General features: G+C 58.6%; 21 protein-coding genes. 15 read left to right on the top strand and 6 right to left on the bottom strand.

Annotated elements, in window-relative coordinates:
- The first annotated feature begins 112 nt into the window (after positions 1–112).
- The 8 genes from N1037_21320 (at position 113) to N1037_21285 (ending at position 9,755) form a co-directional block, all read left to right on the top strand.
- Positions 113–409 carry a hypothetical protein gene (locus N1037_21320; protein ID UWS81644.1) on the top strand — a complete coding sequence of 99 codons (297 nt, stop codon included), beginning with the start codon at positions 113–115 and terminating at the stop codon, positions 407–409.
- A gap of 77 nt (positions 410–486) precedes the next feature.
- A complete protein-coding gene (locus tag N1037_21315) occupies positions 487–798 on the top strand; it encodes a hypothetical protein (GenBank protein UWS81643.1) in 312 nt (103 codons plus the stop codon).
- Between the two features lie 73 nt (positions 799–871).
- Positions 872–1,348 carry a hypothetical protein gene (locus tag N1037_21310; GenBank protein UWS81642.1) on the top strand — a complete coding sequence of 159 codons (477 nt, stop codon included), beginning with the start codon at positions 872–874 and terminating at the stop codon, positions 1,346–1,348.
- A gap of 110 nt (positions 1,349–1,458) precedes the next feature.
- Positions 1,459–2,094 carry a hypothetical protein gene (locus N1037_21305; protein ID UWS81641.1) on the top strand — a complete coding sequence of 212 codons (636 nt, stop codon included), beginning with the start codon at positions 1,459–1,461 and terminating at the stop codon, positions 2,092–2,094.
- A 516-nt stretch (positions 2,095–2,610) separates the two neighbouring features.
- The gene (locus N1037_21300; protein ID UWS81640.1) at positions 2,611–7,008 is read left to right on the top strand and encodes a strawberry notch family protein; all 4,398 of its coding nucleotides are present in this window, start codon (positions 2,611–2,613) and stop codon (positions 7,006–7,008) included.
- Positions 7,005–8,051 (top strand): toprim domain-containing protein, encoded by a 1,047-nt coding sequence (locus N1037_21295; GenBank protein UWS81639.1) that lies wholly within the window; start codon positions 7,005–7,007, stop codon positions 8,049–8,051. Before N1037_21300 ends, N1037_21295 begins: the two co-directional genes overlap by 4 nt.
- Positions 8,052–8,349: 298 nt before the next feature.
- A complete protein-coding gene (locus N1037_21290) occupies positions 8,350–9,261 on the top strand; it encodes a DUF2493 domain-containing protein (GenBank protein UWS81638.1) in 912 nt (303 codons plus the stop codon).
- Between the two features lie 110 nt (positions 9,262–9,371).
- Positions 9,372–9,755: a nuclear transport factor 2 family protein gene (locus N1037_21285; protein ID UWS81637.1), complete on the top strand. Its 384-nt coding sequence runs from the start codon at positions 9,372–9,374 to the stop codon at positions 9,753–9,755.
- Between the two features lie 644 nt (positions 9,756–10,399).
- On the opposite strand, the gene N1037_21280 is transcribed toward N1037_21285, so the two are convergent.
- Complete coding sequence (locus N1037_21280; GenBank protein UWS81636.1) at positions 10,400–11,443, bottom strand: IS110 family transposase; 1,044 nt, start codon at positions 11,441–11,443, stop codon at positions 10,400–10,402.
- A 176-nt stretch (positions 11,444–11,619) separates the two neighbouring features.
- Between N1037_21280 and N1037_21275 the strand changes: the two genes are divergently transcribed.
- Complete coding sequence (locus tag N1037_21275; protein ID UWS81635.1) at positions 11,620–11,958, top strand: DUF736 domain-containing protein; 339 nt, start codon at positions 11,620–11,622, stop codon at positions 11,956–11,958.
- 138 nt (positions 11,959–12,096) lie between these two features.
- Here N1037_21275 and pcaF read toward each other — a convergent pair whose 3' ends face one another.
- The 4 genes from pcaF to N1037_21255 form a co-directional block, all read right to left on the bottom strand.
- Positions 12,097–13,296 (bottom strand): 3-oxoadipyl-CoA thiolase, encoded by a 1,200-nt coding sequence (pcaF, locus tag N1037_21270; GenBank protein UWS81634.1) that lies wholly within the window; start codon positions 13,294–13,296, stop codon positions 12,097–12,099.
- A 36-nt stretch (positions 13,297–13,332) separates the two neighbouring features.
- Complete coding sequence (locus N1037_21265; protein ID UWS81633.1) at positions 13,333–14,637, bottom strand: 3-hydroxyacyl-CoA dehydrogenase; 1,305 nt, start codon at positions 14,635–14,637, stop codon at positions 13,333–13,335.
- Positions 14,638–14,706: 69 nt separating this feature from the next.
- Complete coding sequence (locus tag N1037_21260) at positions 14,707–15,516, bottom strand: IclR family transcriptional regulator (GenBank protein UWS81632.1); 810 nt, start codon at positions 15,514–15,516, stop codon at positions 14,707–14,709.
- 151 nt (positions 15,517–15,667) lie between these two features.
- A complete protein-coding gene (locus N1037_21255) occupies positions 15,668–16,075 on the bottom strand; it encodes a VOC family protein (protein UWS81631.1) in 408 nt (135 codons plus the stop codon).
- 342 nt (positions 16,076–16,417) lie between these two features.
- Here N1037_21255 and N1037_21250 point away from each other — a divergent pair, with 342 nt between their 5' ends.
- The 6 genes from N1037_21250 to N1037_21225 all read left to right on the top strand — a co-directional run bounded on the left by N1037_21250 (position 16,418) and on the right by N1037_21225 (position 22,554).
- Positions 16,418–17,245 carry a hypothetical protein gene (locus N1037_21250; protein ID UWS81630.1) on the top strand — a complete coding sequence of 276 codons (828 nt, stop codon included), beginning with the start codon at positions 16,418–16,420 and terminating at the stop codon, positions 17,243–17,245.
- Positions 17,242–18,459 (top strand): CoA transferase, encoded by a 1,218-nt coding sequence (locus N1037_21245; GenBank protein ID UWS81629.1) that lies wholly within the window; start codon positions 17,242–17,244, stop codon positions 18,457–18,459. Before N1037_21250 ends, N1037_21245 begins: the two co-directional genes overlap by 4 nt.
- Before the next feature lie 22 nt (positions 18,460–18,481).
- Entirely contained in the window at positions 18,482–19,246 is a 765-nt protein-coding gene (locus N1037_21240; GenBank protein ID UWS81628.1) for an SDR family oxidoreductase, read from the top strand.
- Positions 19,247–19,356: 110 nt separating this feature from the next.
- On the top strand, positions 19,357–20,394 hold the full coding sequence (locus tag N1037_21235; protein UWS81627.1) for a TRAP transporter substrate-binding protein: 1,038 nt from the start codon (positions 19,357–19,359) through the stop codon (positions 20,392–20,394).
- Positions 20,395–20,515: 121 nt separating this feature from the next.
- Positions 20,516–21,076, top strand: coding sequence for a TRAP transporter small permease subunit (locus N1037_21230; GenBank protein ID UWS81626.1), 561 nt, complete (start codon positions 20,516–20,518; stop codon positions 21,074–21,076).
- Between the two features lie 2 nt (positions 21,077–21,078).
- Positions 21,079–22,554 (top strand): TRAP transporter large permease subunit, encoded by a 1,476-nt coding sequence (locus N1037_21225; GenBank protein UWS81625.1) that lies wholly within the window; start codon positions 21,079–21,081, stop codon positions 22,552–22,554.
- Between the two features lie 158 nt (positions 22,555–22,712).
- Here N1037_21225 and N1037_21220 read toward each other — a convergent pair whose 3' ends face one another.
- Complete coding sequence (locus N1037_21220) at positions 22,713–23,105, bottom strand: riboflavin kinase (GenBank protein ID UWS81624.1); 393 nt, start codon at positions 23,103–23,105, stop codon at positions 22,713–22,715.
- Positions 23,106–23,132: the final 27 nt, after the last annotated feature.

Raw genomic sequence — 23,132 nt, 5'->3', positions numbered from 1 at the left:
CTCCACCCCCAATCGCCGCCCTGGACCGCCCTTGCACAAAGGGCGGTCCTTTCGGGCTGGCGGGTTCCAAGGGGCGCGATGGTTGCGTCCCGCCCGCCGCAGGAGACCAGAGATGGCCAAGACACTCGACTACCAGATCACCCTCTACCCCGCGCATCGCGATGGCGCCTTCGTTGTTACCCAGTTCCAGATGCTGGGGAGCTACCCCGAAAAGCGCATCCAGGCCGCGGGCATGGATGACCTGATCGACAAGGTGACGCAGTTCGCCATGGAGCATGGCGAAAGCTGCAGCGCTTCGGTGCGCTGCCTCGCCCCGCGCAAACCGCCGGGGTTCAAGAGCGCGACCGAGAACCTCTATTTCAACCTGGTTGATCGGACGGCTGAAAACCGCGGCGACGCTGCGGCTTGAAGCCCCCCAAAGGAAACTCCGGGGCGGCCTCGCGTAACGGTCGCCCTCCCCTCTTCCAATTCCAAAGGACAAAAGACATGACACACGCGACTGATTTCTACGCGCAGATGCTCCAAACCCAGAGACGTGCTGCCGAGCAGCGGGTCGAGACCCGTGCGGCGCTTCTCTCCGAGCTGCGCGCCCTCGGCGTGAGGAGCATCGAGGTGCAATACGAAGGCTACGGCGATTCCGGCAATGTCGAGGATGTCGTCGTGACCCCAGACACGATCACCCTGACCGAGGAGTTGCGGTGCCGGGTCGAAGATTTCGGATGGGATTTTGCCTATGCGCTGAGCCCCGGTTTCGAGAACAACGAAGGTGGCTATGGCGAACTGACCTGGTCGCTCTAGGCGGACAAGATCGATGTCAGCCACTCGAACCGCTATATCGAGACCGACACCACCGAACATGAGGGGCTCTGACATGGCACATCCCCTCCACCACGCCGAAAGCTCGGCCCGAAAGTTTGGCGGTGTGCCGGATGACTACCAGTTCGTGCATGACTGGTTCGATGCGTCCAAAGAGCACCTCGCAACCTTTACGCATCGCGCACATCGGCACCACACGCTCGGGATCTTCGAGGCTGAGCGGTTGTTTGGCCACAGCCTGACCAACAGCGCGGGCCGGGTCGTCCCGATCCGCTGGATCGGAGAGCAGCATGTGCGCGAAGACTGCCAGAGGCGCATCCCGTCGCTGGCGGACTGGCTCGGACGCATCCAGCCGGAACCATGGATGGCCAATGGCCGGATCGACAACGACCCGACGCAAATCGGCCGCGATCCGCGCGCGGCTTGGGTCGCGGCGGTGGCCAATCACCAGACCATACTTGGTTTCGAAGACTGGCTGCTGAAGGTCTCGGTCGAACACGTCCAGCATCGCGAGAACCGCTCCGCCGCCTGATCCACGGGGGGCAGTGACGCCATTGCCCCTCGGAAAGCACCCTGCTGATCGACCCGCTTGAGCCACAACAGGCTCGGCGGGTCGATTTCGTTTCAAGAAAGGACATCGACATGCATGACCCCGTCTATGAGGAGGCCTACCAAGGCCATACCATCAAAATCTACCACGACACCGATGCCGAAAGTCCGCGTGAGTGGTCCAACCTCGGCACCTTGATCTGCTGGCATCGGCGCTATCGGCTAGGTGACAGGCATCAGTTCGACAGCCCTGAGGCATTCTTGCGCGATCTCGCGGGTGTCTCGGAGCAGCGTGACTTCTCGATGGAACAGTTGCGCGACCGTGCGGAGCGCAAGGCGATCCTGCTGCCCGTCTTTCTCTATGACCATTCCGGTCTCGCGATGAACACCATCGGGTTCCACTGCCCGTGGGATTCCGGCCAGGTCGGCTTCGTCTACGTGACGCTCGAGGCGGTTCGGAAAGAATTCGGCGTAAGACGCGTCACCAAGTCGCTGCGCGAAAAGGCTGAAGACATCCTGCGCGGCGAAATTGTCAGCTACGACGCCTATCTCGGCGGGCGGGTCTATGGCTATGTCATCGAGTGGGACGGCGAGGAGGTCGACGCCTGCTGGGGGTTTGTCGGCGACTATGAGCTGGACTGTCTGCTCGAGGCGCGCCGGGCGGTGCCAGCACCGTTGCCGAGTCAAACACGCGAGTCCGCTGCCGCTCAAGCGCGGGCTCACCCTTAGCAACCGGCACAGGTGGCATACACTCCCTTTCTTGCGGCAATCCCAATCGGTCTCGCATTGCTGCAATGCAGAAATATCATGGCCTGCCTATTGTGCGACTGCAGCATAGCCACTATCTTGAAGTTGTGATCGGTTCTCTCCTCCTCCCTGAACCGATCTGGAATAATCGGCGGCATCCACCTCCTCCCGGATGCCGCCTTTTTATTTTTCAGAGATCTTCCTGAAGGTTGTCCACGGTTTGTCGGTCGCCGTTCGGTCAATGAGGTGCCCACTAGTTGGATGCCGAGGTCGCACCTTGCCCAAAATTTGGGCGCACCGATAAAGCTTCAAGCTGACAAGGACTTCCGCGACAGCGCCCACAGCTCCATCCCCAGATTCTGGGGATAACTTTCCGAGGCTAAGGCGGAGATCAGCAATGCCATTAAAGAGCGAGAGACAGGGCGGGAGGGGTGACCCCTCCCGGGTGAGAGAGTGCGCGCGGGTCTCGGGGCCAACCCTCAACCCCGGAGATTGCCGATGAACGCTCACCCCCATTCCGTCCAACTTGCAAGCAAGCCGGAAACCCCTGCCCTGCCTGAGGCCGCGGGGTTCGCCCAACACCTGGTGCAAGCCGCAAAGTCCCTCACACCCTTGTTCGAAGCCGGCCGCCCCATCGATAGCACCACTCTTCGTGCCGCGATGGAGGATGCCTTCGGTGCCAGCGACGCCAACGGCGCCTGGGTCTGGAAGGACGCCTATGAGGCAGCCGAGGTCGCCCAGATACAGATGCTCTCGCGCTACGGCGCACTGATGCGGCGCCAGGCGGCCACGCCGCAGACCTTCCTCACCATGATCGAACGTCTCGCCTGTCTGGCCCCGCCCCACACACGGCGATCCGAAGACAGCGTCCGTCTGCAAAAATTCTCGACCCCTCTGCCTCTTGCGGCCATTGTCGCCCAGGCGGCGGGGTTTCAGGACGACGACCTGGTGCTGGAACCCTCCGCGGGAACTGGCATGTTGGCTATCTTCGCGCGGATCGCAGGCGCGCGCCTGGCGCTGAATGAGCTGGCTGAGACCCGCCGCGCTCTGCTGAGGGAAGTGTTCCCAGAAGCTACGGTGTCCGATCACGATGCTGCTTCGCTCGATGATCGTCTCGACCGCTCGATTATGCCCTCGGTTATCGTGATGAATCCGCCGTTTTCGGCTGCGAACCATGTTGAGGGTCGGTTCCGGCAGGCAACCAGCCAGCATGTCCTGTCAGCCTTGGCACGCCTCGCGCCAGGCGGACGGCTTGTCATCATCACTGCCGAAAGCTTCCGCCCTTCCACGAAATCCTTCCAGTCGACGTTTCAGCGGATCGGCCAGAGCGCCGACGTGGTGTTTTCCGCCGCCATCGACGGCAAGGTCTTCGCGCGGCATGGCACCACGATCGACACTCGGCTCACGGTGATCGACAAGCGTATGGTCGACGAAGGCGACACCGCACCTGTCGGCAACGCGACCACCTACCATCCGATCTGCGCGACAACGGCCGATCTTCTCTCCGCAGTGCTCGCCCATTGCCCGGCGTGGCGCAGCGCCCCGCCCTGCCCCACCAGCGCGGCTTTGGCGGTGCCGAAACCCGCGGCGCGGACAAGCCTGCACGCCCTGCGCAACGCCGCCCGCCAGGAAACCCGAGCGCTCGCCGAGGAACGCGCGAAGCACCCCTTCGATGACATTAAGACGGCCCCAGTCGACTACCTGCCGAAAGCCTGGAGTGAACCTGGCGGTGCGTTGCAGGACACTGTCTACGAGGCCTATGACCTTCAGGCGATCCAGATCGACGGCGCGGCGGAGCATCCGACCGCGCTGGTGCAATCCGCCGCCATGGCCTCGGTGCCACCGCCAGTCCCGACCTACCGCCCCGTTCTGCCGAAGAGCCTCGTCCGGGACGGCCTTCTTTCCGCGCCGCAGCTCGAAAGTGTCATCTACGCGGGCAATGCGCATGAGACGCATCTCAAAGGCTGGTTCAAGCGCGGTGAAATCGAAGGCCAGCTGATGGCGGCGGCCGAAGGCGACGAGGGTGCCTTTCGCCTGCGCAAGGGCTGGTTTCTCGGCGATGGCACGGGTTGTGGCAAGGGTCGACAGGTTGCGGGCATCATCTTCGACAACTGGCTGCAGGGGCGTCGCCGGGCAGTCTGGGTCTCGAAGAGCGACAAGCTCATCGAGGATGCGCGGCGCGATTGGATGGCGCTCGGCGGGCGCGAAAGCGATATCGTGCCGCTCTCGAAGTTCCGCCAGGGCAGCGACATCCGCCTGTCCGAGTGCATCCTCTTTGTCACCTATGCCACGCTGCGCTCTACTGAGCGCGAGGGCAAAGCCTCCCGCCTCGATCAGGTGACGTCCTGGCTCGGGAACGCGTTCGACGGGGTCATTGCCTTCGACGAGAGCCACGCCATGGCAAATGCCGCCGGCGAAAAGTCGGACCGCGGCGATAAGAAGGCGTCCCAGCAGGGCCTTGCGGGGCTCGCGCTGCAAAACGCCGTGCCCGATGCGCGCGTCCTTTACGTCTCGGCCACGGGGGCGACGGTCGTCGGAAACCTCGCCTATGCTTCGCGTCTCGGTCTCTGGGGCACTGGCGATTTCCCCTTCGTGACACGGGCAGAATTTGTCGCTGCGATGGAGGCCGGCGGCATTGCGGCCATGGAGATGATCTCGCGCGATCTGAAGGCGCTTGGGCTCTATCTGGCGCGTTCCCTCTCCTACGCCGGGGTCGAATACGAGATGCTGGTGCATGAACTGACGCCCGCCCAGATCGCGATCTATGACAGTTTTGCGGATGCCTACCAGGTCATTCACACCCATCTCGAGGCAGCGCTGCAGGCTTCGGGAGTCACCTCCGAGACCGGCACGCTGAACCCCCAGGCGAAATCCGCCGCGCGTTCGGCCTTCGAGAGCAACAAGCAGCGCTTCTTCAACCACCTCATCACCGCCATGAAATGCCCCTCGCTGATCCGCGCCATCGAGGCGGATCTGGCGGCGGGTCATTCGGCGGTGATCCAGGTGGTCTCGACCAGCGAGGCGGTGATGGAACGGCGCCTCGAGGAGATTCCTCCCTCGGAGTGGGACGACCTGCAGGTCGATTTTACGCCGCGCGAGAACATCATGGACTACCTCATGCACAGCTTCCCGACGCAGCTTTTTGAGCCCTACACCGACGAGAACGGCGATCTGCGCTCGCGCCCTGCCCTTGATGGCGACGGCAATCCGATCATCTGCCGCGAGGCGGAGCAGCGTCGCGACGATCTGATCGAGCATTTGGGCTGCCTCGCCCCGGTGCAGGGCGCGCTCGATCAGATCCTCTGGCATTTCGGCGGTGAGGCCGTGGCAGAGGTCACGGGGCGCAAGCGGCGCATCGTGAAAACGCGGCAAGGACGGCTCAAGGTCGAAAACCGACCCGCCTCCTCCAACCGCGGAGAAACGCAGGCCTTCATGGATGACGCCAAGCGCATCCTGATCTTCTCCGATGCCGGTGGCACCGGGCGCAGCTATCACGCTGATCTTGGCGCGAAGAACCAGCGCCTCCGGGTACATTACCTCCTGGAGCCCGGCTGGAAGGCCGACAACGCGATCCAAGGCCTCGGGCGCACCAACCGCACCAACCAGGCGCAACCACCGCTCTTTCGGCCAGTCGCGACCAATGTGAAGGGGGAGAAGCGGTTTCTCTCCACCATCGCGCGCCGTCTCGACACGCTTGGGGCGATTACCAAGGGGCAACGCGAGACCGGCGGTCAGAACATGTTCCGCGCCGAGGACAACCTCGAGAGCCCCTACGCACGCGCGGCGCTGCGGCAGTTCTTCTACAAGCTGCGCGCGGGCAAGATTGAGGCCTGCTCCTACGCGAAGTTTCAGGAGATGACCGGGCTGACGCTCGATGAGGCGGATGGCACGATGAAGGAAAACCTGCCACCGATCCAGCAATTCCTGAACCGCTGTCTCGCGCTCCGCATCGACATGCAGGACGCGATCTTCGAGGCTTTCGGCGGGTTTCTTTCAGCCATCATCGAGGATGCGCGCCAGGCGGGCACGCTCGATGTCGGCCTTGAAACCCTGCGCGCCGAGAAGTTCGCGATCCCCGATCGCAAGGTCATCTTCGAACATGAGGCGACGGGGGCGACGGCCACCGCCCTGACCGTGGAGCGGACCGATCGCAACGACCCGCTCACCCTGCCCCGCGTCAAAGCGATCTGCGCGGAAACAAAAGGCGCGACGCTCTGCTGGAACGCCTCCTCCAAACGCGCGGCGTTGATGGTGAAGGCGCCGGCCTTCATGGATGAGGACGGCGTGCCGATCCTGCGGGTGAAGCTCCTGCGCCCAATGGCGACCGAGTTTCACGCGCTGACCGAGTTCTCGAAATCGCACTGGGAGGAGATCGATGATGCGATGTTCGAACAGCTTTGGCAGGCCGAGGTCGAGGCGGTGCCGGAGTTCACCACCTCCAAGATCACGCTGATCTGTGGGTTGCTCCTGCCGATCTGGGATCGGCTGCCCGCCGACAACATGCGGATCTATCGCCTGCAGACCGAGGACGGGGAGCGCGCCATCGGTCGTTTGGTCAGCCAGGAGCAACTCCTGAACGTCTACACGCGCCTCGGGCTTGATTGTCAGATCGAGATGACGCCACAGGAGGTCTTTGCTGCGGTGATGGAGGCCAGGACAAGTCTGAGCCTTCTTGGCGGCTACCAGCTGCGCCGGTCGCTGGTCATGGGGCAGCCGAGGCTCGAGCTCATCGGGGTGCCCGGCACGGCCTTGCCGGGTTTGAAGGTCTTGGGTTGTTTCACCGAGGTGATCCAGTGGAAGACGCGGGTGTTCATCCCGGTGGACGGCACCGAGGTTCTGGCGCGGGTTCTCGCCGAACATCCGGTTGGAGCCAGCGCAGCGGGTGCCGCCGCATGAGCGCGCCGCGCAGTATCGCGGACCTCTCGGCCGATCTCGCAGACCGGGCCGAGTGTTTCTGCCGCCAGTATTTCCCCGAGGGGCGCAAGCAGGGCAGCTATTGGCAGGTTGGCGACACCTCTGGCGCAAAGGGCCAGAGTCTCGCGATCCGACTGCAGGCGGAAGGCGGGCGCAAGGCCGGGTCCTGGACTGATTATGCGACAGGGCAGTATGGCGATCTGATCGACCTGCTGCACGAACGGCTCGGATCGGTCACGCTCAAGGAAACGCTGAGGGAGGCCCGGTCCTTCCTCGGCGAGGCCCCCTGCCCTGCCGTGCCGCAGGACATCCGAACCCGTGCGCTACCAGATGCAGCCTCGAGCAAACGCATCGGGCGGGCGCGCAAACTCTTCGCCGCAGGCAAGCCGGTGCTTGGCACATTGGCTGCCACCTATATGCAGGGGCGCGGCATCACACGGCTGGGTCCGGCGCTGCGCTATCACCCGCGGGTCTTTTTGTGGCAAGGCGAGGACGACTCCGATCTGCCGCAAAAGGCCCCTGCCCTGCTCGCGAAGATCACCGACAATCGGGGTCAGATCACCGGATGCGCAAGGGTCTATCTTGACCCGTCCACCGGCGGTTTGGCCGAGATCGAGAGCCCGAAGCGGATCCTTGGGCAGCTGCATGGCCATGCCATCCGCTTCTGGTCTGGCAAGGCTTGCTCCGGCCTCATCGTCGGAGAAGGTCTCGAGAATACCCTCTCGGTCGGCACGGCTCTCCCCGAGTTCGATCTCGCCTCCTGTCTTACCGCCACCCATCTCGGCCTCTTCATCCCGCCGCCGGGGATCCAGCGCATCTGGATCGCGCGGGATAATGACGAGGTTGGGCGTAACGCATCGATGAGATTGCGTAACCAACTGAAATCGCGTGGAATTGCCTGTGGTGATCTCGTGCCAGCCATGGGCGATTTCAACGACGATCTGCGGGCATTTGGCAGAGATGCGCTGCGCCGGTCCCTGTTAGGGGCCATGAAAGCACAAGGTCTGGAGATCGAGGACGGATGACCGCCAACCTCCTCGGTGATGCCTGACTGGGCAAAGGTTCCGCGGGTTTGATCTGATCCCGTTTGGACAAGGGGAGCGATGGACCAGCGGGTCGGAGCAGAGTGCTCCTCGCCCGGGCAGCAATGCTCCCCGAACCGGAAAATTCCCCTGCCCCTTCAGGGCATTCCTCGCGGGGACAATTTTCCGGCCCGCGGCGCATTCTCCGCTGCGCTCCGATCCTGACGGATGCGGCCCGGTCGCCGCCGGTCCTGATATCGCCCCATCCAAATCGGGTCAGATCAAACAGAGGAACCAGACAATGCCCCATCAGACAGACATTCAAGAGGAAACCGGCGTGACCGCCGCCATCCTCGACCACTTGGCACTTCACGGCGCAACGCCCGGGCCCGGCGAGACCGATCATCGCCCCCTGCCCCAGCCCGACGAGGTCGAGCTCGCCATGGCGGCGCTCTTTGACACCACCATCGGCCTCCTCACCGGCAGCCAGTTGGAAGACAATCTCGAGGAGATGCTCTGGTCCCTCACCTCGATCTTCCATCGCCGGCTCACCCATATCCAGAAGCTCCTCGACGACAACGAATTCGAGGTTCGGGAAAGCCTCGCTATCCAAGACGGCTCCGAGGTCGCCTCGGTCGAGCTTGAGCGCCTCCAGATGATCGGGCTGAAGCTCTGGGACCACCGCGACGCTTTCGAGCAGATGCGCGATCTGGCCGTGGACCACTTCTCGGCCGCGACCGGCTCGCCCTGGCTGCCCCGCACCGGATCCAAGGTCTCTCATCGCGGTCTCACCTCCGCCGTGGTGGACAGCCGGGCCTATCTCTCGGCCAAGCGCCGCAAAGAGACTGAGGTCCACTGCCCTGAAGGCACGCGGATTGCCTTCTCGGGCGGGGACTATCAGGCCTATGATCTGATCTGGTCCGTCCTCGACGCCACGCACGCCAAATACCCCGACATGGTGCTCCTGCACGGTGGCACCCCCAAAGGCGCCGAAATGATCGCGGCTCGCTGGGCAGATACCCGAGGCGTCATCCAGGTGGTCTTCAAGCCCGACTGGAAAAGCCACGGCAAGGCCGCTCCCTTCAAGCGCAACGACAAGATGCTCGAGACCATGCCGCAGGGTCTGATCGCCACCCCCGGTTCGGGCATCACCGAGAACATCGTCGACAAGGCCCGCAAGCTGGGGATCCGCATCAAGAGGATCGGGGCTTAGGCCCCGGTTCGTGTTTGGATGTGGAGCTGATAGCGGCCTTTGGCTAGACCAATGGCGCGTGTTCGGGTTGCGCACTTTGCCGCCGTGCACGGACATGCTAATCCTTTGCCATGAAAACGAAGCGAAACTCCCCAACCGAAGTCGTGCGGCTGTTTAATGATTGCATAACAAGGCGTGATGCTGAGGCCTTGTCCGAATTATTGACAGAAGATCACGTCTTTATTGACAGTGCAGGACATACGGTTTCTGGCAAGAAAGCATGCCTTGATGTATGGCACGGATTTTTTGATGCTTTCCCAGACTACTACAATGTGATCGAACGCATGGAGACGAGACACAATCTTGTAGCTGTTGCAGGACATTCGGTATGCAGCGACATTAGATTACAGGGGCCTGCGCTTTGGAAGGCCGTAATTGTGGATGATCGCTTGGCAGCGTGGCAAGTTCTCGATGACAACGAAGAGAATCGGCGGCGATTGGCGCTGGAATCGTGAGAGCAATTTTGGGTTCCTCTGACATTCGCCGCACGGACTCTCAATAGTCGCTTCAGAGCCGGAGGCCTTCGCAGGTCTCATTGCTTTGATCTGTTCCCCTGCCCTATGGCTTCGGTCAGATTACTTTATGTCCGTCTTCTTCAGTCATTTGTGCGAGGTTGCACTGCCTCGGCTGTATTTTGCGCTCGGGAATGCGACCCGTCGCTTCGCCTAGGGCAAATGACCGTGTACATTGTCGAACGGCTATATCTCTCTCGGCTGTTCCCCTGCTTCCTTCGCGGCCCCTACACTTCTCCATTTGTCTGAGTCGCATGACATGCTGGTCGCAGCTGTCGTCCCGTCCACAAAGGTTGTCGCCGATCTTTTTCCCCTGCCCCTGCGGGTCATTCCTCGCGAAGCATGTGTGGACACCCATCGGTCAAGCATTTTCTCGAAATCCGATTTCCGGTTCAGTGCGCTCATGTGTCCGGCCTTTTGTCGCGGCGGATGCCGCTGGCCCTGATGAAGTCCGCAGATCATGGTCCCTATCAAAAAGACGTATACGCAGATACAGCTACGCGAACGGGTTATCCTGATCTCCGGCTGGCACCGGTTTTCATCATTCGAAGTGCACGCTCTCCCGATCCCTGTGTTTCTAGCCTTGCTCAGACGGCGAACGCCGCCTTCTCAGGTTTATACTCTGCCTTCCCGGTCATGACTGCCCAGGCGATCCTCGCGATCTTGTTGGCCAGAGCTACTGTCACCAGCCGCGGTGGCTTGCCGGTATCGATCAGTCGTTTCACCCAGCCATAGAGCGGCGTTTCCCGCCCCGATGTTACCCGCCTGATGACAGACGTCGCTCCAAGAACGAGCAGCGTTCTCAGTGTTCGGTCACCGGCTTTCGTGATCCTCCCGTTTCGTTCTTTCCCACCTGAGGAGTTCGATCTGGGCGTCAGCCCCAGCCAAGCGGCAAAGGAACGGCCGGATGGAAAGGCATCCGGGTTCGCAACGGTCGCAGCCATTGCCGTGGCAATGATCTGCCCTATGCCGGGGATTGTCGCCAGCCTCCGGCTGGCTTCACTTGTTCGATGCCAGTCTCTGAGCTGTTTCTCAAGCTGTTTGACCTCGTCGGTGACGATCATGATCTGCCGGGCGTAGGTCTCGACGATGGATCGAACAAGCGGCGGGACGCCAAGCTTGTCACCTTCGTGTCCGAGGACACGGTTGACCAGCTCGCCGACCCGCTCAATCCCCACAGGGGCGACAATGCCAAGTTCGGCCAAGTGGCCGCGCAGGGCATTCACCAGCATGGTTCGCTGACGGATCAGCAAGGACCGGGTCCGGTGGATCATCAGCACCGATTGCTGATCGACCGATTTCACCGCGACGAACCGCATGGTCGGGCGTGTGACGGCTTCGCAGATCGCCTCGGCATCGACAGCGTCGTTCTTGCCACGTTTGACGTAAGGCTTCACGTATTTCGGGGTCATTAGTTTGACCTCATGGTCCCGGGCGATCAGTTCTCGGGCCCAGTGATGCGCCGCGCCGCAGGATTCCATTCCGATCAGGCTAGGGGGCAGATCTTCGAAGAACGCCAGAAATTCGGATCGTCGCAGCTTTCTGTTCGTTAGCACCTGGTCGGACTCGTCGATCACGTGCACCTGGAAAAATCGTTTCGCGATATCTACGCCAATTGTCAGTCCGGACATTGTTTCCTCCTCTGCCCTCGGATTTCTCCCCCAAGGGTGAAGTTGGGGGTGGAGGGTGTCCACACCATCAAAAAGGCCGGCGCCTGCCCCTCTCCGCTGCGCTTCGCCTTCGGTGTGGCCGGGCCTTGGCCAGCTGCAAGGTGACCATCATTGCAACGCAAACAAGGAGAAGAGCAATGACCACGAACTGCATCAAATTCACCAGCGCCGACATCGAAACCGCCAAGGGCGTCGGCTCCATCTCGACCCTGACCTTCGACCTCGACATCACGGTGGAACCCGTCGCAAGCGCGAACCCGATGGCCCCCACGCACCGCGTCCTCGGCCGCTCCCCGCGCGGCAAGCTGGTCGAGTGCGGCGGCATCTGGAAGAAGCAGAACAAGGAGACCGACGCCGACTACTACACGCTGACCATCCGCGACCACGGCTTCAACGCCAACCTCGGCAAGGCCGCGAACCAGGACGATCTGTCCCTGCAGGCCGTCATCCCCTGGGGTCCCAAAGACGCAGCCTAAGCCGACGGCCAGACCGCTCCGGCGGTCTGGCTCTTTCTCGTTCCGGGGGGAGGTTGTAGAGGACGAATTCTACACGGAAATCTGGAGTCAGCCATAAATCTCATAAGAGAAATTATGTTAATGTTTGTGCGTTTTCATTTACACAGCTTCCAGCGCGATTGCGATGCCTTGGCCTACGCCGATACACATGGTCGACAACGACATTTCGCCGGGCCTTAACTCCAGCATTGCGGTTCCTGTAATTCGTGCGCCAGACATGCCGAGTGGATGTCCTAGAGCAATCGCACCGCCATTTGGGTTTACGCGAGGATCATCATCTGCGATCCCGAGAGCGCGGAGGGTCGCCAAGCCTTGGGAAGCAAATGCCTCATTGAGTTCGATCACTGCAAAGTTTTCTTGCTTGAGGCCCAAGCGCTGCATTAGCTTTTTTGAGGCTGGAGAGGGTCCGAAGCCCATGATGCGGGGTGCAACACCCGCGGTGGCACCGCCAAGGACTTTTGCGATTGGTGTCAGGCCGTGCTTTGCCGCCGCCTCTTTGGTCGCGAGAAGAATTGCGGCTGCTCCATCATTCACACCCGAGGAGTTTCCCGCCGTCACAGTGCCATCGGCCTTGACGAAGGTTTTGAGTTTGGCCAAATCGCTCGGCTTCGTGCCCGGGCGCGGGTGTTCGTCCTCGGCGACAATGATCGGATCGCCCTTTCGCTGGGAAATCTGTATAGGCACAATTTCACGCGCAAGGCGTCCGCTGATCATTGCATGGCCGGCTTTTTGCTGCGAACGCAGGGCGAATGCGTCCTGATCCGCGCGGTTGATATTGAAATCCTCGGCCACATTTTCAGCGGTTTCGGGCATCGAATCGACGCCATGTTGCGCCTTCATCAATTTGTTTACGAAGCGCCAGCCAATCGTGGTGTCCTCGACCGAGGTGGCGCGCGAAAATGCTGAGGTGGCTTTCGGCATCACGAACGGCGCGCGGGACATGCTTTCGACGCCGCCAGCGATGATGATGCTGGCCTCGCCGGCTTTGATCGCGCGGGCCGCAGTGATGACCGCATCCATACCCGAACCGCAGAGCCGGTTTATCGTCGTGCCTGGGACGATTTCCGGGTACCCGGCCAATAGCAGCGACATACGTGCCACATTGCGGTTGTCCTCTCCGGCCTGGTTCGCACAGCCGAAGATCACTTCGTCGACAGCAGCTAGATCTAGGTTTGGGTTTCGGTCGGCCAGGGTTCGAAGTGGGATCGCGCCAAGGTCATCCGCCCGCACGGATGCAAGCGCCCCACCGTAGCGGCCGATGGGGGTGCGTATATAGTCGCAGATAAAGACGTCTGTCATGGTAATTCTTTCATAGTCTTTCTGAAGCACCACCGATCAGGCGTCTGCCTGAGCCCAGTTGCGCAGGGCATTTGAGGTGGCGTCGGAAACGTTGAGCTTGTTGTAATGCTCCAGTCGCTCGACGATTTTTGCTAGCCCGTAAGCAGAGCCAAACCAAGCCAAACCGCCCCGGTCCTTTGGGAAGCCATAGCCGTAAATTTCAACCAGGTCGATGTCACTTGGGTCTTGTGCAATGCCCTCATCAAGAATTTGCGCAGCCTCATCGAGCATTGCAAATACGACAACCTCGACAATCATTGCGTTGGTCCAGCGGATCGGCTCCACATTCGCCTCTTGGCGGGCCGCGCCCAAGGCGATTTTGACGGGTTCTGGTGTGTCAGCAACCTGCTCGGTTCCAGCATAATCATACCACCCCGCGCCAGTCTTACGCCCAAACCTGCCCTGATCTACCAGGTGATCCGACACAGGCGAGAAGACCCTTTCTCCCCGATCTCGTGCCGCCTTTCGTTGATACGCCGCTATATCCAGACCTGCGAGGTCCTGAACCTCGAAGGGGCCCATTTTCATACCAAATTCTTTAAGCGCGGCATCCACGCTTTGCGGCGTAGCCCCGAAAAGCAGAACGCGTTCGGCCTGTGTGCGCATAGCCTTCAAAATTCGGTTGCCGATGAATCCGTCGCAAATGCCAGCTTGCACGGGTACTTTCTTGCATGTCCGAATCAGGGAAAACGCAGCAGCGAGAACATCTTTGTCCGTCGTTTTGGTGGGTATGATCTCCACAAGTTTCATAATGTTGGCGGGGCTGAAAAAGTGCAGCCCGATACATCTCTGGGGGGCCGGAACGTCTTTGAAAATCAACTCGGGATTCAGATACGAAGTGTTCGTGGCTAAGATAACGTCGTCACCGCAAGCCTCAAAGACTTGCCGGAACACGTCACGTTTGACATCAATATCCTCGTAAACGGCTTCGACAACCAAATCGACATAAGTGAGATCACTGTATTGCGCGCTTGCTTTGAACGCGCCCTCTCGGGCTACATATTCGGCTTCGTCAATCCGGCCGGAGGCGCGGTCGCGTTTCAGGGTGTCCAGAACTCTGGCTTTGCCTGCGTCGACCGCGAGGGCGTCCCTCTCAATCATATGAACCGAAAGCCCTGAATTCAGCATTCCCACGGCGATGCCAGCCCCCATCGTGCCGCCGCCGATAACGCCAATCTTTGTGATGGGCGCTGGTTTCTGGGCCTCAGCCGCGCTGCCAAAGCGGGTTTTGGTTTCGGCGATGTGAATAGCTTTCAACGCCGCCTCTTTTTGCTTGGGGGTCCATTCAATCGGATTCGGCATGCGTTTAGCCCTTGTGTTCTGCCGCTCTCAGTCGAAAGCGGTCTGTTGTCTGGAGCCTATGCGTCAAGCTTAGGTGATCATTTCATTTATTCGAGTGGCGCTGGCGCGGAGCTTTTCCTCAACGTCGTTGCGAGTCGCGGCCGGCATATTATCAAGGCGCGGTACCATTGGCACTGTCAGAGCTGCGATGGCATGCCGTTCCATGTCGAGGATCGGAAACGAAATGGCATAAACGCCTTCGTACTGTCGGCTGCTTATGGCGGAAAAACCCTTAACAGTGACTTCGTGCAGTTCCTTTCGAAAGGCTTTGACCTCTGAAATCGACAAATCCCCAAGGCTTTCCTCGATACGCAGTTCGGTCGTCTCGGCATTTTGGAACCCGACCAACACACGCCCCGAAGCCGATGGTGCAACGGCGATTTCCGCGCCGGTGCGCACGTTGAAACCAATGCCGCTTGGCGTATTGATTGAGGCTATGACCGTCTGAGAGCCCATGTTGTAGACACGCAAATCACAAGAATATCCCACGGCATGCGCCAGTTCCTGCATGATGGGTAAAGCGGCCGTGACGAGCCTGTCCGTCGGCGGATGAATGCGCGACAGCTGAAACAACTTGGTCGTGATCGCGTATTTATCACCCTGGTGGGAAATGTATTTTCTGCGCTCGAGACAGTTCACCATCCGGTAGAGCTCGCTCGTGCTACGCCCCAGCTGTGCTGCTATTTCTTTCGGGGATAGGCCGTCGCTGCTGTGGCAAAGCGCTTCCAGAATATCCAGCCCCTTTTCAAGAGCCGGCGCAGAATAACTTGTCTGTTTACCGTCCGATTTTACCCCGTCTCCTGTAATGCTGTTATCCGAAACACGATCTTGTTTGCTCATTCTCGACCTTAACCTCCGTATTCAACCACAGTCCTAACCAGCGATTTTTGCTTTTTTTCCATTTAGTTGCAATTAGAGTATGCCCCTATGAACAGTTAAGAGAGCGGCCGCCCACCAGGACACTTCGTGCTGGTGGGCCAGTTGTCATTGGTTAGCAACCGATTTGATGCACCTCGATAATCGTGCCCGATGGGTCTTGGAAAAAGACCTGATACCAGCCCGCCATCGCCCATGTTCCATAGTCGGAAAACGGGACACCCAGCTCGTTTAGTCGATCCTTGAACGCTTCGATGTCATCGGTCCGGAACGCAATGTGGCCACGTTCCAGAGGGTTGACAGCATGACCGGTCCGGTGCCCCACGCCAAGATCGGTGGTCGCGAGGTGGAATTCAGCATGCCCGTCCGTAAGGAATGCGACGCCACCGTCATATCCCTGGGTCGTGTCCTGGTGATGTTCGTCGTCGTCGATACCGCCGAAGCCAAAAACATTCCGGTAGAAGCTATCCAGCTCCGGCACGTCTTTGGAGCAGATATTGATGTGGTGCAGTTCGATTTTCATGGCTTTCCTCAGGATTTAAAAGCTCGGCCCGCCAGTCGCATGAAAAGCCGGGCCGGCGATGCCGTCCGAGTGTGCTTCGGCTTCGAAGTCACGATGTCCTTCCAAGCGAGTGCCATGCCAAGAGTTGCGCGTCTCGCGATTGAGTTATTCATACATAAATAGATATATTGTCAAGCAAAAAGGAATATTCAAGCACTATTATGGCGGCCTGGAAGAGTGACTCCATTAAACCGCTTTAAATGGGTAATATTTTGATAGTTTGGGATACACGAGCCGTATAAAAATTTGCACTTGAACAAAGATATTTAAATTTGATACTTACAGCAAAGGGAGGATTCTTACATGAACACGTCCATTCAGGGCGCTCACCAAGAGCGCGCCGATGTTTGTAGCGCCGCGCAAACCAGACGGATTGCTGCGATGCTCGACCTTGAGGACGCGAACCTTTGCGAAGGCGCCCCCCTGCCCTTCGGATGGCATTTTTTCCTGTTGGGCGGAGCAACGCGACGCTCGGAGCTGCGGTCCGACGGGTTTCCGGGGTTTGGCGTTCCGTTGCCGGACCTTGGGCTGCCGCGTCTGTTGCTGGGCGGCCGACGCATTGAATGCCAGGGGCCCTTGCGGATCGGTTCGGACATCCGCCGGTCAAGCCGGATTGCGAAGTTAAAGGAAAAGGACACGCCTGCCGGTCGGATCGCTGTCGTAGATATCGAGAGTACACTGGCAGAGGTCGATGGCCCCGCATCCATTCAGGAAACGCAGACCTACCTGATGTTGACGGCAGCATCGGGCCAGGCGTCAAAGCCCCCCGAGGCGACCGTTATCGACGCGGAATTCACAAAGGTCATCACCCCGGATGATACGCTTTTGTTCCAATACTCTGCGCTTGGGTTCAATTCCCACAAGATCCACCTGGATCGTGCCTATGCCCGCGACGTAGAGGGCCTGCCCGATCTGGTTGTGAACGGTGGCCTTGCGACCTTGTTGGTCACGGAAACTGTGCGGGTGGATCTAGGTGCCGATCCCATCGCCATTTCCACGCGCCATGTCGCGCCGCTCTATTCCAATCGGAAGATGACGATTGCGCTGGATCGTTCAGGCCAGGGCTGGAGTGCACGCATTTATGATGAATCCAATATCCTTGCCGCTTCTATGGAGATTACCTGCAAATGAGTTTTTCTCCCCTCAGTGATCTGAAGGTCCTGGATCTGACCAGCGTCGTCGTGGGCCCCGTTTCGACATGGCGACTGGCCCAATATGGCGCCCAGGTCATCAAGGTCGAAAGCCCCGGCCGCGATCTGATGCGAGGTCTTGGGGGACAGTCGCCCACGGGCCAGCATTCGGGGGCGTACCTGCATCTGAACCGGGGCAAAAAGAACATCTGCCTTGACCTGAAGAACCCAGAGGCGCGCCCCGTCATTGAGCGCCTGATCGCGTGGGCAGATGTGATCGTGGCGAATATGCGCCCCCAGGCCCTGAAACGTCTGGGCCTGGATGCACAGTCCATTCAGGACGCACATCCCCAGAAAATTTACTGCCTTCTCACCGGTTATGGGACTGACGGGCCCTACGGCGGTTTCCCGACCTATGATAGCGTCGTTCAGGGGGCGACAGGCATGGCGGGTCTGATGCAGGCCCGCGATGGACGCCCGGCATATGTGCCGATGCTGGTCTGCGACCATGTCGTGGGCGAAATCGCGTCCGGGGCGATCATGGCAGCCGTGTTGGAGCAGAATAACACCGGCCGCGGGGCTTTCCTGGAGGTGCCGATGTTCGAAACAATGGCGGCTTTTGTCCTTCAGGAACATTTGGCGCAGCAGAGCTTTGATCCCCCGGTGGGGCCGGCAGGGGATCAGCGCTTGCTGAGCCCGTATAACAAACCAGTCCAGACAAAAGACGGTTTCATTTCCTTCACGATCAACACGGACTCGCAAGTCCGGGCCTTTCTGGTGGCGACGGGCCGGTCAGAACTGGTGGATGACCCTCGTTTCAATTCGATCGCGGCCCGCGCTGACAATGTTACCGAATGGTTCGAGGTTCGCGGCGCCCCACTGAGGGACAAGACCTCTGATGAATGGATAAATATCCTGCGGGCGGCGGACCTGGCGGTGATGCCTTGTCACACATTGGAAACCTTGCCCGAAGATCCGCATCTGAAATCGGTCGGGCTGATCGCATATGAAGATCACCCCACTGAAGGCCGGACAGCTTCAATTCGTGCTTCGGTCCGTGTGAATGGCGACGCGCTGGACCGTAGGTCGCCTGCGGCTCCGTGTGGCTGGGACTCCGGCACGGTTTTGGACATGCTCGGGTTTGATAGCGATGCGGCCCAAGACCTGATCGCCAACCGCGCTGTCCGAACCTCCAAACAAGAAGAGAAACAATGATATGAATCAAAACTTGCAACTCTTGCAGAACAAAGTCTGTGTCATCGTCGGCGCATCCTCGCTGCGTGGTATTGGCTATGCCACGGCAGAGCTGTTTGCGCTTCATGGCGCAAAGATTGTCGCGCTTGATATCGCCATGAACGATGACGTCGCCAAGGGGATGGCGCAGGAAATCGAAACGAACACAGATATCGCCGCAGACGTTCTGGGGGTGCAGGTCGATATTCAGTCCCCTGAAAGCTGCAATGCCGCGATCAAGGCGGCGGTGGACCGTTTCGGAACCATCGACTGTCTAGTCAATTCGGCCGCCATCGTGAACGGGAAAGGGATGCTTTCCATTCCGTCTGATGAGTTCGACCAGATGATCGGCGTGAACCTGAAGGGCGCATTCAACATTTGCCAAAGCGCCATTCGGATTTTCGTCGAGAAGCAATCCGGCACCATTGTGAACCTTGCGTCTTCTGCTGCTCAGCGCGGTGGCGGGTTGGTCGGCGGGCCCCATTACGCCGCCTCAAAAGGCGGGGTCATCAGCCTGACCCGCACGATCGCCCGCGAATTCGGGTCACAGGGGATTCGTGCGAATGTGATTTGCCCGGCAATGATCGATACGTCGATGCTGGATGTGCTGGATGAAACCCGTCTTGCGGGCATCATTGACGCGATCCCACTCAAGAAAGCTGGTCGGCCGCTTGATGCCGCTTATGCCTGCCTGTTCCTGGCATCTGACATGTCCGCCTTTGTCACTGGCGCGACGATCGATGTGAACGGGGGAACACACATTCACTAAAAACGTGCAATGGCACACGAATAGCAACTGCCATCGCATGCAAATGATCCATCCCGCAATTGCGATTGGAAATCAGCCGGGTCACCGGCAATCAACGGAGGAGAAACTATATGAAATTCGCCCTTACAACGACTCTTGCCGCCGCGGCTTTTGCTGCGTCTGGCATGGCCGCACAAGCTGATGCAGTCCGCCTGAAAATTGCTTCGGCCTATCCTTTGAGTCTTGTGCAACTTGGCTCGCTGGCCAAGAATCTCGAAACCAATCTTAACGTGGCGTCTGATGGGGATATTCAGGTCAAACTGTTTGAACCGAACGCCTTGGTGCCCTCGTTGGAAATTTTCGATGCCGTCAGCAATGGATCGGTCGATGCAGGCTGGGCCGCCCCTGGTTTCTGGCAGTCGAAAGAGCCTGTTCTGGGTGTGACCTCGTCCATTCCGTTTGGACCTGGTGCCGGTGAATACCTAGCGTGGCTGCAATTCAAAGGCGGCGAAGAGTTTCTGAACCGTGCCTATGAAAAACATAACATCCACTCTGAGCTGTGCGGTATTCTTGCGCCCGAGGCTGGCGGCTGGTTCCGTGATGAAATCACGTCCGTGGAACAATTCGAAGGCATGAAAATGCGTATCTTCGGGCTGGGTAGCAAAGTCATGCAAAAGCTGGGTGTAGACACCCAATTGCTGGGCGGCGGTGATGTGTTCCCGGCCCTGGAACGCGGTACGATTGATGCGGCCGAATTTTCGATGCCTGCAATCGACCTGAAACTGGGCTTCTACCAGGTTGCAAAGCACTACTACTTCCCCGGCTGGCACCAGCAAAGCACCATGCTTGATTTCATCATCAACAAGGATAAGTGGGACGCGATGAGCGAGTCGCAACAGAGTCTGATCAAGATGGCGTGTCGCGCGAACATCGCCACTGGACTTGCCGAAGGCGAAGCCATCCAAGGGGCTGCAATTGCCGAACTGGCATCAAAGGGTGCGATCGTTCACACTTGGTCGCCCGAAATGCTGGGGACATTCAAGGCCGCATGGGACGAAGTTGTCGCCGAAGAGGCTGCGGCTGACGCCGAGTTCAAGGCGGCTTGGGAGTCCCTGTCGGCCTTCCGTGCTGAGTACAAAACTTGGGGCGACGTTGGCTACCTGAAGTAAACCGTTGATCTATCGGTGCCCACCCAAGGTCTTTTGGGTGGGCATTTCGATATGTCATTTCGAATAATGGCGCTGTCTCTTGCGAAGTTGGCGCGCGTAGGTCTGGAAGGAGGGCGACTTCATGAGATTGCTCTTAACAATAAGTGATACGCTGGACCATGTGCTGGCTGCGATCGCTAAGCTGGGCGCAATAAGTGGCCTGGTGCTTGTGATCACAGTCTGTGTTGACGTTGTGACAAGATACCTGGGTGCTCCAAAACCATTCGGTTTGAACTCCACGCAGTTGCAAGAAGCCGAATACTGGTTTCATACCTTTCTGTTCACGTTCATGATTGGCTGGGCCTATACAAAAAATTACCATGTCAGGATTGACCTCGTCAGTTCGATGTTTAGCGCGCGAACCCGCCTTGTTATCGAAATGATAGGTGCGATATTTTTTCTACTGTCGTTCTCACTCTTGGGCATCTGGTACACAGGGCAATACGCACTCACATCGTTTCTGAATGACGAATCTTCAAAGTCGGTACTGGGCCTTTCGAATGTCTGGATCCTAAAAACGGCTCTTTTCTTGATGTTCGTTCTGCTGGCTGCTGCTGCAATCTCTCAATTCATCAAATCTTTGGCGGCTTACCTCGGGATCATCCGAGATGGAAAAACCACCGACCCATTCGGAGTTAACTGATCATGGAATGGATAGCGCCCTACCTGCCGGCACTGATGTTTGCGTCGCTCGCGGTACTCCTATTTACAGGCTACCCAGTCGCCTTTGTGCTTGGCGGCATCGGCATGGGATTTGGTTTCTTGGCGTATTTCGTCGACCCATGGCTGTTTGACCTGCCGCAGTTTGGAACTCTGCCATCGCGAATCTACGGATCCATTGCCGAAAGCCTTATTTTGACCGCCGTTCCCATGTTCATCTTCATGGGTGTTATGTTGGAAAAATCAGGCGTGGCGCGGGATCTTTTGAACTGTCTTCAGGTTCTGCTGCGTCGTGTCCCCGGAGGGCTTGCCCTGTCCGTTACCCTGATGGGCACAATCCTTGCCGCAACGACGGGGATTATCGGCGCATCGGTTGTGATGATGAGCCTGCTTGCTCTGCCGATCATGTTACAACGTGGGTACTCCCCTCAGTTGGCGACGGGTACGATCGCGTCTTCTGGGACACTTGGAATTCTTATTCCGCCCTCTATCATGCTGGTCATCATGGGGGATCTTCTGTCGCGCTCGGTTGGGAACCTCTTTGTCGCCGCGATCATCCCCGGCTTCATGCTGGCCGGTCTGTATGTCGCTTACATCGTTGTGATTTCGATACTGCGCCCAAGCATTGCGCCGAAATTGCCTGCTGAACTTGGACCCAAATCCACAGGCCAATACTGGCTGATGTTATTCAGGTCGTTTCTACCGCCGGTGTTCCTGATTGCCTGTGTTTTGGGTTCAATTCTTGGTGGTATCGCGACGCCAACAGAGGCCGCTGGTGTGGGCGCGATGGGGGCGCTCATCCTTGCATTTATCAACCTTGTGCTGTTGCCTGCAATCGGGGTCCCAGAGTTTCATTTTGACGGCGAAGCTGCCGCAAGCATCGATGATCACCCAACAGGCAGGGGGGGCGCCGCGGACATAAAACACTTCGGTCGTGTTGTCTGGGATGTCATGATCTCAACGGGTCTGACCAATGGTATGGTCTTTGGGCTTTTTGTTGGCGCTACATTATTCTCGTACATGTTCCGCGCCCTGGGGGGCGAGGCGCAGGTCGAGTCTTTCATCGCGCATCTGGGTTTTGGGCCTTGGGGCCAGTTGTTCATGATCATGGGAGTCGTGTTCTTACTCGGGTTCTTTCTCGACTGGATCGAGATTACTTTGATCGTCTTGCCGGTGTTTGCCCCAATCATCAATGGATTGGACTTCGGCGATCACGTGGCGTCGTCTGAAGTCGTCTATTGGTTCGCCATCCTATTGGCTGTCAATCTACAGACATCGTTCCTCACGCCGCCTTTCGGGTTTGCCTTGTTCTATATGAAAGCGGTCGCACCGCCTGAAATCAAAATACAGCAAATATATCGTGGGATCATCCCGTTTGTCGGGCTTCAGATTCTCGCGTTGGTGTTGGTAATGATTTTCCCTGACATCGCATTGTGGCTGCCACGGATTCTGCTCGACTAGGGAAGGGTTAAATACGGCAACCCTTGATCCGTAGTTTTCCAAGCTGCGCGAAACATCAGTGACATCTGCACACGAAACAGTGCCTCTACTATACAAAACCGCGAATTCGAGCAAAGTAGAGGCATTTTGCAGAACCCGACCAAAGATGTGGCAACTGCTCAAGATCGTGTTCGCGAACGGGTGGCCATTATATCGCCATGCATCGCTGCGACCGGATGCTTGACTGACGCAAACCGTCTTTCCGGTCGCAAAAAGGCCAAGAGAGATACTTCGATTTCCCGGTCGTAGATGTCCTCGTTGAAATCTAAAATATGTGTTTCGATACGTCTGTCAGCACCATCAAAGGTTGGGCGGATACCAAAAGACGTCACAGAAGCATAGGTTTTTGACATATCGCCTAGGATCACTGTTTCCGAAGCATAAACACCATAGTCGAGACCAACCGGAATGCCGCTCATTAAATTCGCGGTGGGGAACCCCAAGACTCTGCCCCGCTTGTCGCCATGTGCCACAACGCCGCGAATCCGGACCGGGAGTTCTAATTTAGTCATGTCTGTCTACCACGTCGGATTTTACGG

The organism is Phaeobacter sp. G2, assembly GCA_025163595.1.
Taxonomy (GTDB): Bacteria; Pseudomonadota; Alphaproteobacteria; order Rhodobacterales; family Rhodobacteraceae; genus Pseudophaeobacter.
This window is presented reverse-complemented; position numbering and strand designations above follow the sequence as displayed.

Coding starts and splice junctions, on each gene's coding strand:
- N1037_21320 (UWS81644.1), top strand. CDS start 113: ATGGCCAAGACACTCGACTACCAGATCACCCTCTACCCCGCGCATCGC.
- N1037_21315 (UWS81643.1), top strand. CDS start 487: ATGACACACGCGACTGATTTCTACGCGCAGATGCTCCAAACCCAGAGA.
- N1037_21310 (UWS81642.1), top strand. CDS start 872: ATGGCACATCCCCTCCACCACGCCGAAAGCTCGGCCCGAAAGTTTGGC.
- N1037_21305 (UWS81641.1), top strand. CDS start 1,459: ATGCATGACCCCGTCTATGAGGAGGCCTACCAAGGCCATACCATCAAA.
- N1037_21300 (UWS81640.1), top strand. CDS start 2,611: ATGAACGCTCACCCCCATTCCGTCCAACTTGCAAGCAAGCCGGAAACC.
- N1037_21295 (UWS81639.1), top strand. CDS start 7,005: ATGAGCGCGCCGCGCAGTATCGCGGACCTCTCGGCCGATCTCGCAGAC.
- N1037_21290 (UWS81638.1), top strand. CDS start 8,350: ATGCCCCATCAGACAGACATTCAAGAGGAAACCGGCGTGACCGCCGCC.
- N1037_21285 (UWS81637.1), top strand. CDS start 9,372: ATGAAAACGAAGCGAAACTCCCCAACCGAAGTCGTGCGGCTGTTTAAT.
- N1037_21280 (UWS81636.1), bottom strand. CDS start 11,443: ATGTCCGGACTGACAATTGGCGTAGATATCGCGAAACGATTTTTCCAG.
- N1037_21275 (UWS81635.1), top strand. CDS start 11,620: ATGACCACGAACTGCATCAAATTCACCAGCGCCGACATCGAAACCGCC.
- pcaF (UWS81634.1), bottom strand. CDS start 13,296: ATGACAGACGTCTTTATCTGCGACTATATACGCACCCCCATCGGCCGC.
- N1037_21265 (UWS81633.1), bottom strand. CDS start 14,637: ATGCCGAATCCGATTGAATGGACCCCCAAGCAAAAAGAGGCGGCGTTG.
- N1037_21260 (UWS81632.1), bottom strand. CDS start 15,516: ATGAGCAAACAAGATCGTGTTTCGGATAACAGCATTACAGGAGACGGG.
- N1037_21255 (UWS81631.1), bottom strand. CDS start 16,075: ATGAAAATCGAACTGCACCACATCAATATCTGCTCCAAAGACGTGCCG.
- N1037_21250 (UWS81630.1), top strand. CDS start 16,418: ATGAACACGTCCATTCAGGGCGCTCACCAAGAGCGCGCCGATGTTTGT.
- N1037_21245 (UWS81629.1), top strand. CDS start 17,242: ATGAGTTTTTCTCCCCTCAGTGATCTGAAGGTCCTGGATCTGACCAGC.
- N1037_21235 (UWS81627.1), top strand. CDS start 19,357: ATGAAATTCGCCCTTACAACGACTCTTGCCGCCGCGGCTTTTGCTGCG.
- N1037_21230 (UWS81626.1), top strand. CDS start 20,516: ATGAGATTGCTCTTAACAATAAGTGATACGCTGGACCATGTGCTGGCT.
- N1037_21225 (UWS81625.1), top strand. CDS start 21,079: ATGGAATGGATAGCGCCCTACCTGCCGGCACTGATGTTTGCGTCGCTC.
- N1037_21220 (UWS81624.1), bottom strand. CDS start 23,105: ATGACTAAATTAGAACTCCCGGTCCGGATTCGCGGCGTTGTGGCACAT.